This window comes from Pseudomonas sp. AIG, from assembly GCF_977020205.1.
The window spans coordinates 120761-136676 of sequence record NZ_CDROCK010000003.1; the positions used below are offsets into that span (position 1 = coordinate 120761).

Sequence of the window (15916 nt, forward strand, 5' to 3'; positions counted from 1 at the left end):
CTCCCTCTGGGCGGTCCGACGTTTCGGGAGGGCTGGGGTGAGGGGCTTTTGATCTTGATCTAAAAATTTACAGGCTGAACCGCCCAACCATGTTGTTCAGGTCCAGCGCCAGACGCGACAGCTCATTACTCGCCGCACTGGTCTGATTCGCGCCGGTCGCCGATTGCACCGACAAATCACGAATATTCACCAGATTGCGATCCACTTCCCGCGCCACCTGCGCCTGCTCTTCAGCCGCGCTGGCGATCACCAGGTTGCGCTCGTTGATCTCGACGATGGCGGTGTTGATGGTGTCCAGCGACATCCCGGCACCCCGGGCGATGTTCAGGGTCGACTCGGCGCGCTCGGTGCTGTTGCGCATCGAATCCACGGCGTGTTCGGTACCGCTCTGAATGCTGCCGATCATCCGCTCGATCTCGCTGGTCGACTGTTGAGTGCGGTGCGCCAAGGCACGTACTTCATCCGCCACCACGGCAAAACCACGACCGGCTTCACCGGCACGCGCCGCTTCAATCGCCGCGTTCAGTGCCAGCAGATTGGTTTGGTCGGCCAGACCACGAATCACGTCGAGCACTTTACCGATATCACGGGATTCATTGGCCAGATCACCGATCAACGACGCAGTGCTCTGCACATCGGCGCTCATGCGTTCGATGGCGCTGACGGTCTCCTGCACCAGATCACGACCATCACCTGCCGAGGTGGTGGCGTTCTTCGAGGCTTCCGAAGTGCTCACGGCGTTGCGCGCGACTTCTTCCACAGCGCTGGTCATCTCGTTGACGGCGGTGGCCGCCTGTTCGATTTCGTTGTTCTGCTGAGTCAGGCCGCGCGCGCTTTCGTCGGTGACGCTGTTCAGTTCTTCAGCCGCCGAGGCTAGTTGAGTGGCGGAGCCGGAAATGCGCTGCAGGGTGTCACGCAGTTTCGATTGCATCTTGGCCATGGCTGCCAGCAGGCGCCCGGCTTCGTCACTGCCATCGACGTGAATCGGCTGGGTCAGATTGCCTTCTGCGATGGTTTCCGCCGCTTCCAATGCTTTCGAAATCGGCTTGGTGATGCTGGTGGTCAGCAGCCAGGCGAACAGGAACGTCAGGCCAGTGGCGATTACCAGGAGAGTCACCACCAGATCAAACGCCGAAGAGTACTGATCGGCCGCTTGCTGATTGGTCTCGCTGATCTGCTCGCCGTTGATCTGCATCAGACGGTTGAGCACGCTGTTCACTGCTTCGGAGTTGTTCAGCAACTCGGTGTTGAGCAGGGTGCGCAGCTCATCCACCTGATTGTTGCGCGACAGGCTCTTCATGCGGTCTTCGATCTGGCGGTATTGGCCGAGCAACTGCACGTACTGGTCGTACGCTGCACGTTCCTCAGGGCTGCCGATCAGTGGCTCGTAGGCCGTTTGAGCCGCGCGAATCTGCTGGTTGCGCATGTCCAGCAACTCAACGGTTTTCTGCTGCACGTCCGGTTCACGGTTGACCAGCAAGCGGTACGACAGCACGCGCAGGCGCAGGGTCAGCTGGGTGAACTCGTCGAGGTTCTTGATGCTCGGCACGCTGCTGGACGAAATGTCTTCGGCGGCGCCGCGGATTTTGCTCATCTGGTTCAGGGCGAACACACCGAGAATCAGCATCAGGCCGCCGATCAGGGCGAAGCCGGTAAACGCCCGTGGGGCGATATTCATATTGCGAAGGGACATGGGGCGGATACCAAGAGAGGGCCGCTTCCATGCGGGCTGAGACTGCGATATGGATGACTTATCGGTCATACGACTAAAGTCTTGAGGCACTGTGCGTATTTGTCGCACAAGGGCCGGGGCGACGAAGTGCAGGAACCAGATCGGCAGATCACAGTCTTTAAAACTCGCAGGAACGGTCCGCCACCAGGAAAATCAAGGCCTTGCGCCGGTTTAACCCTGGCATCCGTGGTGACTTTTCTTTATCGTACGCGCCCTTTGAAAAACGCTTGGAAGATCAAAATGTTGGAAGCATCCCTCAGCCAATTGGAACAGCTCGTCAGCGACCTGGTGCAACAGAACCAGAGCCTTGTGCAAACCAACCAGACCCTGTCCACGGAACTGGCCCAGGCCAAGGATGAAAACGAAAGCCTGCAACTGAACCTGATGGAGCAGGAAGAAAAGCACGGCGCCACCGCAGCCCGCATTCAGGCACTGGTTGATCGCGTCAACGCAGGTCCGGTCAGCGCATGAACCACCACACAGCAGGGGTAAAAGTCGTCTCCATTCTCGGGGAGGACTATTCGATCAAGGCACCGGCCGGGGAAGAACAGACCCTGCTGGACGCGGCCATGATGCTCAAGGCAGCGCTGGATGACACCAAGCGCAAATACCCGACACTGATCGGTGACCGCTTGCTGGTGCTGGCGGCGATGAATCTGTGCTCGCAGCAGATCGAAATGAAGAAGCAGCACAAAGAAGAACTCGACCGTTACCAAGAGCAAGTCAGCGCCACGGTCGACACTATTGCCAAGACCATCAATCAGGGTTGATGGAGCTGCGCACAACCAAAGAATAGATTGTCGACTGGGTTGTATACAATCGGCACGGCTGTTGCATTGTTTCGGCCACTTATTCTTTGGGGGTGCTCCATGCAGTTGTGGCGACGCAGTATTCAATGGCAGCTGATTCTCAGCATGGGCACCGCCCTGCTGGTCAGTATCCTGATCGTGGTTGGCATTTATACCCTGGTGGTCAACCGCCTCGCCCAGAGCTATCTGGTCGAACAAGCGTTGCCGTCGAGCATCGAAGCGACGCGTAACGATATCGAACGGATCCTTGTGCAACCGCTGACGGCGGCCAAAGATATCGCCAGCAATACGATGGTCCGCGACTGGCTCGCCTCAGGCGAAGACAGCAGCAAAACGGCTGGCTTCGCGCAGTATCTGGAAGGCATCCGCGCCGAACATAAAGCTTTTACTGCTTTGATCATCGGCACCGAATCCAATCATTACATCACCGAAAAAGGCCTGGATCGCACCCTCAGCCGTTCAAAACCGGCTGACGCGTGGTTCTATTCCTTCCTCGACAGCGATCAGCCGCGCACTCTGAATATCGACAACGACGGGGCGACCGGAGAGTTGGCGCTGTTCATCGATTTGAAGGTCGAGCAGGCCGGTAAAGTGGTCGGCGTGGCCGGGCTCGGTTTGAGCATCAAAGAGCTGTCGGAGCTGATCCACAACTTCAGCTTTGGTGAGCGCGGCAAGGTCTATCTCGTGCGTTCCGACGGTTTGATTCAAGTGCACCCGGAGGCGCAGTTCAGCGGTGAACACACCTTGAGCGAGCAGATCGGCGCCAATGCAGCGCAGGCCGTCATGGGCCAGAAAACGGCGATCAGCAGCAGCTTCCAGAGGGAGGGCGAAGACTTCCTCGCCTTCAGCCTGCCGCTGCGCGATCTGGGCTGGACCCTGGTGGCCGAAGTGCCGCAATCGCAGATCTACGCCGAAGCCCGTAAAGCGATGTGGATGAGCGGCGGTATCGGTCTGGCCGTAGCGCTGGTGTGCCTCGCTTTGGTGGTGTGGCTGGCGCAAGGGCTGGTGCGGCCGATTCGTCAGGTAACAGCGGCGCTGGTAGCGATTGGTAGCGGCGGTGGAGATTTGACCCACCGGTTAGATTCCAGCCGTGCCGATGAACTGGGCGACCTCGCTCGCGGCTTCAATCGTTTCCTCGATAGCCAGCGCGGATTGATCGGCGAAGTACTGACCACCAGCGAGCGACTGCGTACGGCCGTGGGGCAAGTGGCGAAGGTAGTGGAGAACACCGCTGAGCGTTCTGGTCGTCAGCAGGAAATGACTGACATGGTTGCCACCGCCGTTCACGAAATGGGCCTGACAGTGCAAGAAATTGCGCAGAACGCTGGCAACGCGGCACTGGCCTCGCAGACCGCGCGGGATGAAGCGATGCAGGCGCGCGAAGTGGTCGGCGGCTCGATCAAGCATATTGAAAGCATGTCGGATGAAATTGGCGTCGCGGCGGGGGCGGTGGGTGAGCTGGCGCATCAAGTGGCGTCGATCGACTCTGTGCTAGCAGTGATTCGTGGCGTTTCCGAGCAGACCAATCTGTTGGCGCTCAATGCCGCCATCGAAGCGGCGCGGGCCGGGGATATGGGGCGTGGTTTTGCGGTTGTTGCTGATGAAGTACGTACTTTGGCGCGCAGGACGCAGGCCTCCACCGACGAAATCCAGCAGATGATCGGCAGCCTCAAACAAGGCGCGGAAAACGCCGTGTCGTCGATGCGCACCGGCCAGGCGGCGACCGGTACAGGGGTTGAGTCGAGCCAACGCACCGGGGCGTCGCTGACGGCGATTACCGGGCAGGTCGAGCGCATCAGTGACATGAACCATCAGGTGGCGACGGCGACGGAAGAGCAGTCGGCGGTGACGGAAGAGATCAACCGTAACGTGCAGGGGATTTCTGATCTGGCGCGGGCGACGGCGGGGGAGGTTCGGGCGTGCCGTGAGGATTGTCAGATGTTGCAGAGGTTGGCGGATGATTTGGCGCGGCAGATGGGTGGGTTCAAGTTGAGTTGAGTGTTGAAGCAGAAAAGCCCCTCACCCTAGCCCTCCCGAAACGTCGGACCGCCCAGAGGGAGAGGGGACTGACCGAGGTGTCTTTCGCTATACATCGACCTGAAAATGCCAGTCGATTATGGATTCGGTGAACCTCTTTCAGGTCGATGAAGTATTCAAGCATCCCCCGTTCGGCCCCCTCTCCCTCTGGGCGGTCCGACGTTTCGGGAGGGCTGGGGTGAGGGTCGGCTTTCAGAACCACGCATCCTGCATCGCCAGGCACGTATCATCCCGCGCCTCCAGCAACGTCAGTTCATGGTGGCAACCCGGCACTTCCCACGTCAGAAAATACCGCGCCGCCTGCAGCTTGCCCTTATAGAAGTCAGCATCCGCTGAGTTTCCTATGGCCAACCCTTCCTCGGCACGAATCGCCTGTTCCAGCCAGCGCCAGCCAATCACCGTGTGCCCGAACACCTTCAGGTACAGCGCCGAATTCGCCAGGCTGCTGTTGACCTTGCCCTGCGCCAGATCGGTCAACAAACCAATGGTCACCGTTTGCAGGCGCGCCACCAGTTTTTCCAGCGGCTCACGTAATGCGGTCAGTGATTCGTACGCTGTCGCGCGTTCAGCGGTGTTGGCAATCAGGCGAATCAATTGCTTCAGCCCGGCACCACCGTTCTGCGCCAATTTACGCCCGAGCAAATCCAGCGACTGAATGCCGTGAGTGCCTTCGTGGATCGGGTTCAAGCGGTTGTCGCGGTAATACTGCTCAACCGGATACTCACGGGTATAACCGTGACCGCCGAGGATCTGGATCGCCAGTTCGTTGGCCTTCAGGCAAAACTCCGAAGGCCAGGATTTGACGATCGGCGTCAGCAGATCCAGCAGTTCATGCGCCTGTTTGCGTTCGGCTTCGGACTCAAGCGTGGTGGTGTCATCGAACAGACGCGCTGCATACAGGCCGAGGTCAAACGCCCCTTCGACGTAGGATTTCTGCGTCAACAGCATGCGTCTGACATCCGCGTGCTGAATGATCGCCACCGGCGCCGTGGTCGGGTCCTTGCTGTCCGGTACGCGACCCTGCGGACGTTCGCGGGCGTATTCCAGCGAATACAGATAACCGGCATAACCGAGCATCACCGCACCCATGCCGACGCCGATCCGCGCTTCGTTCATCATCTGGAACATGTAGCTCAAGCCCTGATGCGGCTTGCCCACCAGATAGCCGACGCATTCACCGTTGTCGCCGAAATTCAGTGCCGTGGAGGTGGTGCCGCGCCAGCCCATCTTGTGGAACAGCCCCGCCAGCAGCACATCGTTGCGTGGGCCGAGACTGCCGTCATCGTTGACCAGAAACTTCGGCACGATGAACAGCGAAATGCCTTTCACCCCCGGCGGCGCGTCCGGCAGTTTGGCCAGCACCATGTGCACGATGTTTTCCGAGAGCGGATGATCGCCACCGGAAATGAAGATCTTGTTGCCCTTCAGGCGATAGGTGCCGTCGGACGCAGGCTCGGCGCGCGTACGAATATCCGACAGGGACGAACCGGCGTGGGGTTCGGTCAGGGCCATGGTGCCGAAGAAGCGGCCATCGATCATGGGTTGCAGGAAGCGTTGTTTCTGCTCGTCAGTGCCGAAGCTTTCGATCAGGTTCGCCGCGCCCATGGTCAGGAACGGGTAGGACGTCGAAGCCGCGTTGGCTGACTGGAAATGCGCGAAGCAGGCTTGCGACAGCAATGTAGGCAATTGCATGCCGCCGGCGTCGAAACTTCTCGCAGCGTTGAGGAATCCGGCCTCGAGAAAGGCATCCACCGCCGGCTTCACTTCCGGAATCAGAATCGCCTGACCGTCTTCATAGCGCGGCTCGTTCTCGTCGCCCTTGCGGTTGTGCGGTGCGAAGTATTTCTCGGCAATGTTGCGCGCGGTGCCGATGGCGGCGTCGAAGGTCTCGCGGTTGTGCTCGGCAAAGCGCTCACGCCGGGTCAGGCCCTCGGCATCAAGGACTTCGTACAGCTCGAAAGCCAGATTGCGGGAACTGAGCAGCGTCTCGGACATGGCGGCCTACCTGAAATTGGGGTTGGGCCGAGTCTAAGGCGGGGGAATAGTGGCTGGATAGGATGATTGATGAGAGTGATGCAGAGGTGAGGGCGACACTAATCAAATGTAGGAGTGAGCCTGCTCGCGATAGCGGTCTGTCAGACCCATTTATTTTGGCTGACAGACCGCTATCGCGAGCAGGCTCACTCCTACAGGGGGTTTACATTCCAGGCGACCATTGCGGTTGCCTGGGCTTACAGCGGTTTAGCCGATGGTCATCAAGCTCGCATTACCACCCGCCGCCGCAGTGTTAACGCTCAACGCCCGCTCGATCACCAGTCGCTCCAGGGCAATGTTGGTCTCGCCCTGGGACAAGCCCTGAACCCCAACGATCGCGCCGGCACGCTTGGCAATCTGCTGGCAAACGCCGCGCAACTGGTCGGAATGGCCGTGATGCAGAACCGCATCGAACACCACTTCGTCTTTATTCCAGTCGGCAACCAGCTTGATCCGCGCCTGAATCTCCTTCGGCAGGCGTGCGAACAGTGCCTTGCTGATGTCGGATTCCGGCCACACCGCCGAACCGCCTACGGCCAATACCGCAGCCAGTTGCGTCAGCAGATCACCTTCAACCTCCGCCAGGCACAGCACGTGCTCGCGCGGCAGGATGGCGTAGCTGTTCTTCTCGCCAGTCGGGCCGGCCAGCACGCGGGTAATGCCGCTCTGCGATTGCGCAGCGTACTGCACGCACAGCGTGTTCAGGTCGGCGTACTTGTTGCTTTCAGCCCAGGCTTTCAGCGCGTTCAACGGTTTGCTCATGGCGTCGCGCAAACGAACGTCCGGGGCGACAACAGCATCACCACGAGCGAAGGATTGTTCGATGGCGTCGGTAGGACGGGTCGCCAACAAGCGGTACAGGTACAGCGGGCCACCGGCTTTCGGACCGGTACCCGACAAGCCTTCGCCGCCGAATGGCTGCACGCCGACCACGGCGCCGACGATGTTGCGGTTGACGTAGACGTTACCGGCGTTGACGTTGTCGATCACCTTGGCGATGGTCTCGTCGATGCGCGTGTGCACGCCCAGCGTCAGGCCATAACCGGAAGCGTTGATCTGGCCGATCAGTTGATCGATCTCTTTGCGCTTGTAGCGCACCACGTGCAGCACCGGACCGAAGATCTCGCGTTGCAGCTCGTCGAAGCTTTCCAGTTCGATCAGGGTCGGCATGACGAAGGTGCCGCGTTTGACTTCTTCGGTGTCGGCAATCGCCACCTGGTACACGTTGCGACCTTTGTCGCGCATGCCCTGGATATGCTTGTCGATGCCCGCCTTGGCTTCGGCGTCGATCACCGGGCCGATGTCCACGGACAGACGCTCAGGGTTGCCGAGACGGCTTTCAGCCATGGCACCTTTGAGCATTTCGATGACGCGATCGGCGGAATCTTCCTGTAGGCACAATACGCGCAGCGCCGAGCAACGCTGACCGGCGCTGTCGAAGGCCGAGGACACCACGTCGATCACGACTTGCTCGGTGAGAGCCGAGGAGTCGACAATCATTGCGTTCTGGCCGCCGGTTTCGGCGATCAGCGGAATCGGACGGCCCTGGCTGTCGAGACGGCCAGCGATGTTGCGTTGCAGCAGACGGGCGACTTCGGTGGAGCCGGTGAACATCACGCCTTTGACGCGCTCATCGCCGACCAGACCGGCGCCGACGGTTTCACCGCGACCCGGCAGCAGTTGCAGCACGCCTTGCGGAATCCCGGCTTCGAGCATCAAGCGCACGGCCTGAGCCGCCACCAGCGGAGTTTGTTCGGCAGGCTTGGCCAATACCGGGTTACCGGCAGCCAGTGCGGCAGCGACTTGGCCGCTGAAGATCGCCAGCGGGAAGTTCCACGGGCTGATGCACACGACTGGGCCCAATGGACGGTGGGCGTCGTTGCTGAAATCGTTGCGCGCCTGCACTGCGTAGTAACGCAGGAAGTCGACCGCTTCGCGGACTTCGGCGATGGCGTTGGCGAAAGTCTTGCCGGCTTCGCGAGCCAACAGGCCCATCAGCGGCTGGATCTCGCCTTCCATCAAGTCAGCGGCACGCTCCAGAATCGCTGCACGTTCGGCCGGCGGGGTGGCCTGCCAGATCGGCGCGGCGTTCAGCGCGCATTGAATCGCGTTATCGACATCTTCAACGGTGGCCTCCTGAACGTGACCGACCACATCACGGTGATCCGAAGGGTTCAGAACGGCTGCCGGCGTTTCGTTGCTGGAAGCGCAACCGAGCATCGGCGCGGCTTTCCAGTCGTTATGCGCAGTGGCGAGCAAAGCGCAGGACAGCGAAGCCAGACGATGTTCGTTGGCCATGTCGATGCCGCTGGAGTTGGCACGTTCGGCACCGTACAGGTCACGCGGCAGCGGAATGCGCGGGTGCGGCAGGCCGAAACCACCTTCCACGGTCGCCATCTGCTCGATCTGCGCCACTGGATCGGCCACCAGCTCCTGAATCGAAATCGACTGATCGGCAATACGGTTGACGAACGAAGTGTTCGCGCCGTTTTCCAGCAAGCGACGTACGAGGTACGCCAGCAGCGTTTCGTGGGTGCCGACCGGTGCGTACACGCGGCACGGACGGTTCAGCTTGCCTTCGGAAACTTTGCCTACAACTTGTTCGTAAAGCGGTTCGCCCATGCCGTGCAGGCATTGGAATTCGTACTGGCCAGGGTAATAGTTCTGACCGGCAATGTGATAAATCGCCGACAGGGTGTGGGCGTTGTGCGTGGCGAACTGCGGGTAGATGACTTCCGGCACCGACAGCAGTTTGCGTGCGCAAGCGATGTAGGAAACGTCGGTGTACACCTTGCGGGTGTACACCGGATAGCCTTCCAGGCCCTCGACTTGGGCGCGCTTGATTTCGCTGTCCCAGTACGCGCCTTTCACCAGGCGGATCATCAGGCGATGACGGCTGCGACGGGCCAGATCGATCACGTAGTCGATCACGTACGGGCAGCGCTTCTGGTAAGCCTGAATGACGAAACCGATGCCGTTCCAGCCGGTCAGCTGCGGCTCGAAGCACAGGCGCTCGAGCAGATCCAGCGACAGTTCGAGACGGTCGGCTTCTTCGGCGTCGATGTTCAGGCCGATGTCGTATTGCTTGGCCAGCAGGGTCAGCGACAGCAGGCGCGGATACAACTCGTCCATCACGCGCTCGTACTGTGCACGGCTGTAGCGTGGGTGCAGGGCCGAGAGCTTGATGGAAATGCCCGGGCCTTCATAAATCCCACGGCCGTGGGACGCTTTGCCGATCGAGTGAATGGCTTGTTCGTACGAGGCCAGGTACTTCTGTGCGTCGTGTTCGGTGAGGGCCGCTTCGCCGAGCATGTCGTAGGAATAACGGAAGCCCTTGGCTTCGAACTTGCTCGCGTTGGCCAGTGCTTCGGCGATGGTTTCGCCGGTCACGAACTGCTCGCCCATCAGGCGCATGGCCATGTCGACGCCCTTGCGGATCATCGGCTCGCCGCTCTTGCCGATGATGCGGCTCAGCGACGAAGTCAGGCCGGCTTCGTTGTGCGTCGAGACCAGTTTGCCGGTCAGCAGCAGGCCCCAAGTGGCGGCGTTGACGAACAGCGACGGGCTGTTGCCCAAGTGCGGGTGCCAGTTGCCGGTGCTGATCTTGTCGCGGATCAGTGCATCGCGCGTGCCCTTGTCCGGGATACGCAGCAGCGCTTCGGCCAGGCACATCAGTGCCACGCCTTCCTGGGACGACAGGGAAAATTCCTGCAGCAGACCCTGAACAATGCCTGCACGACCGCCGGCACTTTTCTGGTTACGCAGTTTTTCCGCGATGGAGGCGGCGAGTTTGTTGGTGGCTTCAGCCATGGCGACCGGCAGGCGAGCCTGTTCGATCAGCATCGGCACCACTTCCGGCTCAGGGCGACGGTAAGCAGCGGTGATCGAAGCACGCAGAACGGATTGCGGCAGGATGCTTTCAGCGAATTCGAGGAAGCACTGGTGGGCATGATCGGTATGCACTTCGCCTGCCTCATCGGCGTCCTTGGCGGTCAAACCGTTCAGCTCGGTCAGGGTTGCACCACCCTCGAGTTTTTCCAGGTAATTGAAAATTGCCTGCTTGATCAGCCAGTGCGGTGTGCGATCAATCGAGGTTGCGGCGGCCTTCAGCCGTTCGCGGGTCGGGTCATCGAGTTTGACCCCAAGGGTGGTGGTAGCCATATTTTTATCCTCATGGTTGCCACAGTTGCGTGGCATCAGCTGGCGGCAAGATTAGCCGTGCGCCGAAAGAGGTGCAACCGGGTGCAACCCTTTTTTTGTCGGAAAAATAAACGCTTCGTCAGGAATTATTTTCTGGTACGGAAGTGCCGCACTTGCTTGGTGCTTTTGCTTCTAGCAACGCGCTGTGACTGCGCTAAAAGGGAGCAAAAACTGCCTGTTTCCTGGAATATCCGACTAGGTGCAACTAATTCGCACGAAACTGGTTGCACCTTTTTGGTTTGTTGCATAGCATTCGCGCCCTAGGTGCAACCGGGATAACCCGGTGTATCGGCTGGTGGCTTTCCTGGGGAAACATCAGTCCTAAATGCGCGGGATCCCGAATCGTCTGCCAAACGTCATCGTTTGCGCGCGGTTCATCACCGCTGCTACATAAAAACAAAGCCAGGGCGTAACTTAATGAGCGTAAGCAATCCAACACTGATCACGTTCGTGATCTACATCGCAGCAATGGTGCTGATCGGCTTCATGGCCTATCGCTCCACCAATAACCTTTCTGACTATATTCTCGGTGGTCGCAGCCTCGGCAGCGTCGTCACCGCGCTGTCTGCCGGTGCTTCCGACATGAGCGGCTGGTTGTTGATGGGCCTGCCGGGCGCCATCTACATGTCCGGTTTGTCCGAAAGCTGGATCGCCATTGGCCTGATCGTCGGTGCCTACCTGAACTGGCTGTTCGTCGCCGGCCGTCTGCGCGTGCAGACCGAGCACAACGGCGATGCGCTGACTTTGCCGGACTACTTCTCCAGCCGTTTCGAAGATAAAAGCGGCCTGCTGCGCATTATTTCGGCAATCGTGATTCTGGTGTTCTTCACCATTTATTGCGCTTCCGGCATCGTGGCGGGCGCCCGTCTGTTCGAAAGCACCTTCGGCATGTCCTACGAGACGGCGCTGTGGGCCGGTGCTGCGGCGACGATTGCCTACACCTTCGTTGGCGGTTTCCTCGCGGTGAGCTGGACTGACACCGTGCAAGCCACGCTGATGATTTTCGCGCTGATCCTTACGCCAATCATCGTGCTGCTTGCCACCGGCGGCGTCGACACCACGTTCCTCGCCATTGAAGCCAATGACCCAAGCAACTTCGACATGCTTAAAGGCACCACTTTCATCGGCGTTATCTCGCTGATGGGCTGGGGTCTGGGCTACTTCGGTCAACCGCACATCCTCGCGCGTTTCATGGCGGCGGATTCGGTGAAGTCGATTGCCAAGGCGCGTCGCATCTCCATGACCTGGATGATCCTGTGCCTGGGCGGCACCGTGGCCGTGGGCTTCTTCGGTATTGCTTACTTCTCGGCACATCCGGAACTCGCTGGTCCCGTGACCGAGAACCACGAGCGTGTGTTCATTGAACTGGCCAAGATCCTCTTCAACCCATGGATTGCCGGTGTGCTGCTGTCGGCCATTCTGGCCGCTGTGATGAGCACCCTGAGCTGCCAGCTGCTGGTGTGCTCGAGCGCCCTGACCGAAGACTTCTACAAAACCTTCCTGCGTAAATCCGCTTCGCAACTGGAGCTGGTCTGGGTCGGTCGCGCCATGGTGCTGTTGGTTGCACTGATCGCGATCGCCCTGGCAGCCAACCCGGAAAACCGCGTGCTGGGCCTGGTGTCGTACGCCTGGGCTGGTTTTGGTGCTGCGTTCGGTCCGGTTGTATTGATCTCGGTGGTCTGGAAAGGCATGACCCGCGACGGCGCACTGGCCGGTATTCTGGTCGGCGCGATCACCGTGGTGGTCTGGAAGCATTTCGAACTGCTGGGTCTGTACGAAATCATCCCGGGCTTCATCTTCGCCAGCCTGGCTATCTACATCGTCAGCAAGATGGGCGAGCCGACCAAAGGCATGGTGCAGCGCTTCGAAGCGGCGGAAAAAGATTTCCACTTGAACAAGTGATTGTTCTGAGCTGATGCTCACCCGAAAACGGCCCGTTTCCTACAGAAGGCGGGCCGTTTTTTTGTGCCTGTGATTTCTCTGATTCACCGCGCTCCCCTGTAGGAGTGAGCCTGCTCGCGACAGCGGTGTATCAGTGGCGAAAATGCTGACTGACACACTGCTATCGCGAGCAGGCTCACTCCTACAGGGGGGCGGTGGTGGTTTTGGAGATTTGTCTGTAGTTGAAGGCGCCGCTTTTTGCAGGGGGTTTCATCAATGAAAGTAGGGCAAATCTGATTTTTCCGTCACCCATTCATCACCCCTTGCCCCTCATGCAGAATCGCCCGCCCTTCATTCTGCAGAGAGACATCGGATGTTCGCGCCTGCCAATCAACCGCGTTTCACGTTGACCCTCGAAGGCGCCCAACATGACCTCAAGGTCCTTGAGTTCACGGGCAAGGAAGCCATCAGCCAACCCTTTCGTTTCGAGCTGGAACTGGTCAGTGAGCGGCCGGATCTGGATCTCGAAAGCCTGCTGCACTGTCAGGCGTTTCTGAGCTTTGATGCGGACGGTTCCGGCGTTCACGGTCAGATTTTTCAGGTCGGGCAGGGCGATTCCGGGAGTCGTCTGACGCGTTATCACTTGAGCCTTGTGCCGCGTCTGACGTACCTCGGGCAGCGGATCAATCAGCGGATTTTTCAGCATCAAACGGTGCCGCAGATTATTGCGCGGGTGCTCAAGGATCATTCGATCCTGCGTGATGCCTTCGAATTTCGCCTCGGCAGCGAATACCCGGTGCGCGAGTATTGCGTGCAGTACGCCGAGAGCGATCTGGCGTTTATCCAGCGTCTGTGTGCCGAGGTCGGCATTCATTACCATTTTCAACACAGCCCCCAGGGTCACCTGCTGGTGTTCGGCGACGACCAGACCGTGTTCCCGCGTCTGGCCGAGCCGACGGTGTATCTGCCGGGCAGCGGCATGTCCGCCGGAACCCCGGCAATTCAGCGTTTCAATGTTCGTGTGGAAACCCGTACCAGTGTGGTCACCCGGCGCGACTACAACTTCGAAAAGCCCGGCTTGCACCTGCAAAGCCGTGTCGACGGCGAGCAGCGCCCGGTGCTGGAGGACTATCACTTTCCCGGCCAATTCAATGATCGGGAAACCGGCAAGCATCTTGCCCAGCGGGCACTTGAGCGACATGTCGCCGATTACCGTCAGGCCGAGGGCATCAGCGACGAATCCGTGCTGATTTGCGGACATTTCCTGCAACTGAGCGAGCATCCGCGCCACGACTGGAATGACCTGTGGCTGCTGACTGCCGTTGAGCACCATGGCCGCCAGCCGCAAGTGCTGGAGGAATCGGTGACCAGCGATGGCGAAGCCTTCCAGGGTTACCGTAGTACCTTTCTCGCTACGCCGTGGGACGTGTTCTTCCGCCCGATGCTGGGGCCGGAAAAACCACGCATGCCCGGATATCAACCAGCGGTTGTGACCGGGCCGAAAGACACCGAAATCCACTGCGACGAGTACGGCCGGGTCAAGGTGCAACTGGCCTGGGATCGCGACGGAGAATTGAACGAGCATTCCAGTTGCTGGCTGCGCGTTGCCAGCGGTTGGGCCCATGACCGTTACGGCAGCGTGTTGATCCCGCGAGTCGGCATGGAAGTGCTGGTCGGCTTCATCGATGCCGACGCCGACAAACCGCTGGTCGTGGGTTGCCTGCCCAACGCCGCGACACCGATCCCGCTGGACCTGCCGGCGGACAAGACCCGCAGCATTTTCCGCAGCCAGAGCAGTCCCGGCGGTGGCGGCTACAACGAACTGCGCATCGAGGATCGCAAAGGCGCCGAGGAAATCTACCTGCGCGCCCAGCGCAACTGGACGCAGCATGTATTGCACGATCAACAGGTGCAGGTCGATAACCAGCGCAGCATCATCGTTACCGGCACCGCCCGCCATGAGTTGAAGGCCGATGAGCAGCGCATCACCCACGGCCAGCGCCAGACTGAAGTGAAACAGGACGATCATCTGAGCGTGATCGGCGACCGGCATATTCGCGTGAGTAATCAGGCGATCAGCGCCAGTGGGCAATTCCACGTCAGCGCCGGCCAGCAAGTGGTCATCGACGGTGGCGCGAGTGCGACGATTCAGGCCGGCGGGCAGTGGATCAACATCGGCCCCGGCGGCATTTTCAGCAGTGTGCCGATTGTCGTGGGGGGCGCACCGATGGCGGCGATGAGTGCTGCGCCGGTTGTACCGGGATTACCGGAGAAACTGGTCGCTGCGCCGGCAGCCATGCTGACTGCTGCACAAATCATGAGCTTCAAGGGTGATGCGCCATTCTGTGAAGAGTGTCAGCGTTGCAAGGACGGTCTCTGTGCAGTCTGATTTCCTTTTGCCAAGCGATTGGTTGGCGCGCGAGCCGTTGACAGCATCCGAGCAATTGTTCGCGGTGTTCAGCAATGCCAGCGAGGCGAAGCCGCTTGAGGCCTGGCCAGAAACGGCGAGTCCGATCTGGGCCGAGACGATCTATGCCGAGTGGGAGGCGGTGATGCCTTACGTGGGAATTGTCGCCGCCGACAGTGAGTTTCTGCATTGGGTCGCCACCACCGAGTCGCGGGATTGGGGTTGGCTGGCGGTGTCTTCGGCGAGTCTTGAAGAGGTGGTGGCGCACTTTCGCAGCCTGACCCAAGTGCTGATGCCGGACGGCAAAACCGTGTTTTTTCGTTTCTGGGACGGACGGTTTCTGTTGCCGATTTTGCAGGTCGGTGAGGTGGGCGCGGCGCAACTGTTTCCGCTGATCGGGCGTTGTTTGATCAATGGGCAGGCGCTGGAAATTGGTGGCAGGGCGCAGGTTTCGGGGCGGGCATTGCCGTGGTGGCAGGTGCCGGAGTCAGTGCTGGCGCAGCAGGGTAATGACGTGCAAACGGCCAATGCGTTGCAGTGGTTGAGCGAAGAATATCCGATTCTTTTCGAGGCCTTTCCCGAGGCGGTTTTGCGTTGCAAGGTGAGGCGGTTTTTTCAGGTTTCAATGTCGGAAGATTCGTCGCAATCGGCGTTACTGGCGTTTTTGCTGGCAGAGTCGGAGTGAGTTTTCGGGGCGAAGGTCTCAGACGATTCCTTCGAGTTGCGGCGGTTTTCATGAACTGGTGGGCGGTGGGTTGCAGGGATAGTCTTTTCGTTGTCACTGCGAGAGTGGTGACAGGGCGTAGGACCCCTGTG

The 15916-nt window shown here is 59.7% G+C and carries 9 protein-coding genes and 1 pseudogene; 6 read left to right on the plus strand and 4 right to left on the minus strand.

Features of this window, described 5'->3' with window-relative positions:
• Positions 1–67: 67 nt before the first annotated feature.
• Together ACWR1S_RS03350 and ACWR1S_RS03355 are read right to left on the minus strand one after the other, a co-directional pair.
• Positions 68–940 carry a methyl-accepting chemotaxis protein gene (locus ACWR1S_RS03350; RefSeq protein WP_371042268.1) on the minus strand — a complete coding sequence of 291 codons (873 nt, stop codon included), beginning with the start codon at positions 938–940 and terminating at the stop codon, positions 68–70.
• Between the two features lie 30 nt (positions 941–970).
• Positions 971–1762: pseudogene (locus tag ACWR1S_RS03355) on the minus strand (MCP four helix bundle domain-containing protein); the annotation flags it as partial.
• A gap of 210 nt (positions 1763–1972) precedes the next feature.
• On the opposite strand from ACWR1S_RS03355, the gene ACWR1S_RS03360 reads away from it, so the two are divergent.
• From ACWR1S_RS03360 to ACWR1S_RS03370, 3 genes are all read left to right on the plus strand, one after another.
• Entirely contained in the window at positions 1973–2203 is a 231-nt protein-coding gene (locus tag ACWR1S_RS03360; RefSeq protein ID WP_454562408.1) for a hypothetical protein, read from the plus strand.
• The gene (locus ACWR1S_RS03365; protein WP_064117128.1) at positions 2200–2502 is read left to right on the plus strand and encodes a cell division protein ZapA; all 303 of its coding nucleotides are present in this window, start codon (positions 2200–2202) and stop codon (positions 2500–2502) included. The genes ACWR1S_RS03360 and ACWR1S_RS03365 overlap by 4 nt, the downstream gene beginning before the upstream one ends.
• 99 nt (positions 2503–2601) lie before the next feature.
• Positions 2602–4539, plus strand: a complete 1938-nt coding sequence (locus tag ACWR1S_RS03370; protein WP_454562409.1) for a methyl-accepting chemotaxis protein — start codon at positions 2602–2604, stop codon at positions 4537–4539.
• Between the two features lie 231 nt (positions 4540–4770).
• On the opposite strand, the gene ACWR1S_RS03375 is transcribed toward ACWR1S_RS03370, so the two are convergent.
• Positions 4771–6573, minus strand: a complete 1803-nt coding sequence (locus ACWR1S_RS03375) for an acyl-CoA dehydrogenase (protein WP_454562410.1) — start codon at positions 6571–6573, stop codon at positions 4771–4773.
• Positions 6574–6819: 246 nt separating this feature from the next.
• A complete protein-coding gene (gene putA, locus ACWR1S_RS03380; RefSeq protein ID WP_454562411.1) occupies positions 6820–10773 on the minus strand; it encodes a trifunctional transcriptional regulator/proline dehydrogenase/L-glutamate gamma-semialdehyde dehydrogenase in 3954 nt (1317 codons plus the stop codon).
• 456 nt (positions 10774–11229) lie between these two features.
• Here putA and putP point away from each other — a divergent pair, with 456 nt between their 5' ends.
• The 3 genes from putP (at position 11230) to ACWR1S_RS03395 (ending at position 15785) form a co-directional block, all read left to right on the plus strand.
• Positions 11230–12714, plus strand: a complete 1485-nt coding sequence (gene putP / locus ACWR1S_RS03385; RefSeq protein ID WP_454562412.1) for a sodium/proline symporter PutP — start codon at positions 11230–11232, stop codon at positions 12712–12714.
• Positions 12715–13066: 352 nt separating this feature from the next.
• Positions 13067–15082: a type VI secretion system Vgr family protein gene (locus tag ACWR1S_RS03390; protein WP_454562413.1), complete on the plus strand. Its 2016-nt coding sequence runs from the start codon at positions 13067–13069 to the stop codon at positions 15080–15082.
• Positions 15072–15785, plus strand: coding sequence for a DUF4123 domain-containing protein (locus tag ACWR1S_RS03395; RefSeq protein WP_454562414.1), 714 nt, complete (start codon positions 15072–15074; stop codon positions 15783–15785). Before ACWR1S_RS03390 ends, ACWR1S_RS03395 begins: the two co-directional genes overlap by 11 nt.
• Positions 15786–15916 lie beyond the last annotated feature (131 nt).

What these genes read in the sequence shown, in the direction of transcription:
- ACWR1S_RS03365 (WP_064117128.1), top strand. Translation starts at nt 2,200, where the DNA reads ATGAACCACCACACAGCAGGGGTAAAAGTCGTCTCCATTCTCGGGGAG.
- ACWR1S_RS03350 (WP_371042268.1), bottom strand. Translation starts at nt 940, where the DNA reads ATGGCCAAGATGCAATCGAAACTGCGTGACACCCTGCAGCGCATTTCC.
- ACWR1S_RS03375 (WP_454562410.1), bottom strand. Translation starts at nt 6,573, where the DNA reads ATGTCCGAGACGCTGCTCAGTTCCCGCAATCTGGCTTTCGAGCTGTAC.
- ACWR1S_RS03390 (WP_454562413.1), top strand. Translation starts at nt 13,067, where the DNA reads ATGTTCGCGCCTGCCAATCAACCGCGTTTCACGTTGACCCTCGAAGGC.
- ACWR1S_RS03360 (WP_454562408.1), top strand. Translation starts at nt 1,973, where the DNA reads ATGTTGGAAGCATCCCTCAGCCAATTGGAACAGCTCGTCAGCGACCTG.
- putA (WP_454562411.1), bottom strand. Translation starts at nt 10,773, where the DNA reads ATGGCTACCACCACCCTTGGGGTCAAACTCGATGACCCGACCCGCGAA.
- putP (WP_454562412.1), top strand. Translation starts at nt 11,230, where the DNA reads ATGAGCGTAAGCAATCCAACACTGATCACGTTCGTGATCTACATCGCA.
- ACWR1S_RS03370 (WP_454562409.1), top strand. Translation starts at nt 2,602, where the DNA reads ATGCAGTTGTGGCGACGCAGTATTCAATGGCAGCTGATTCTCAGCATG.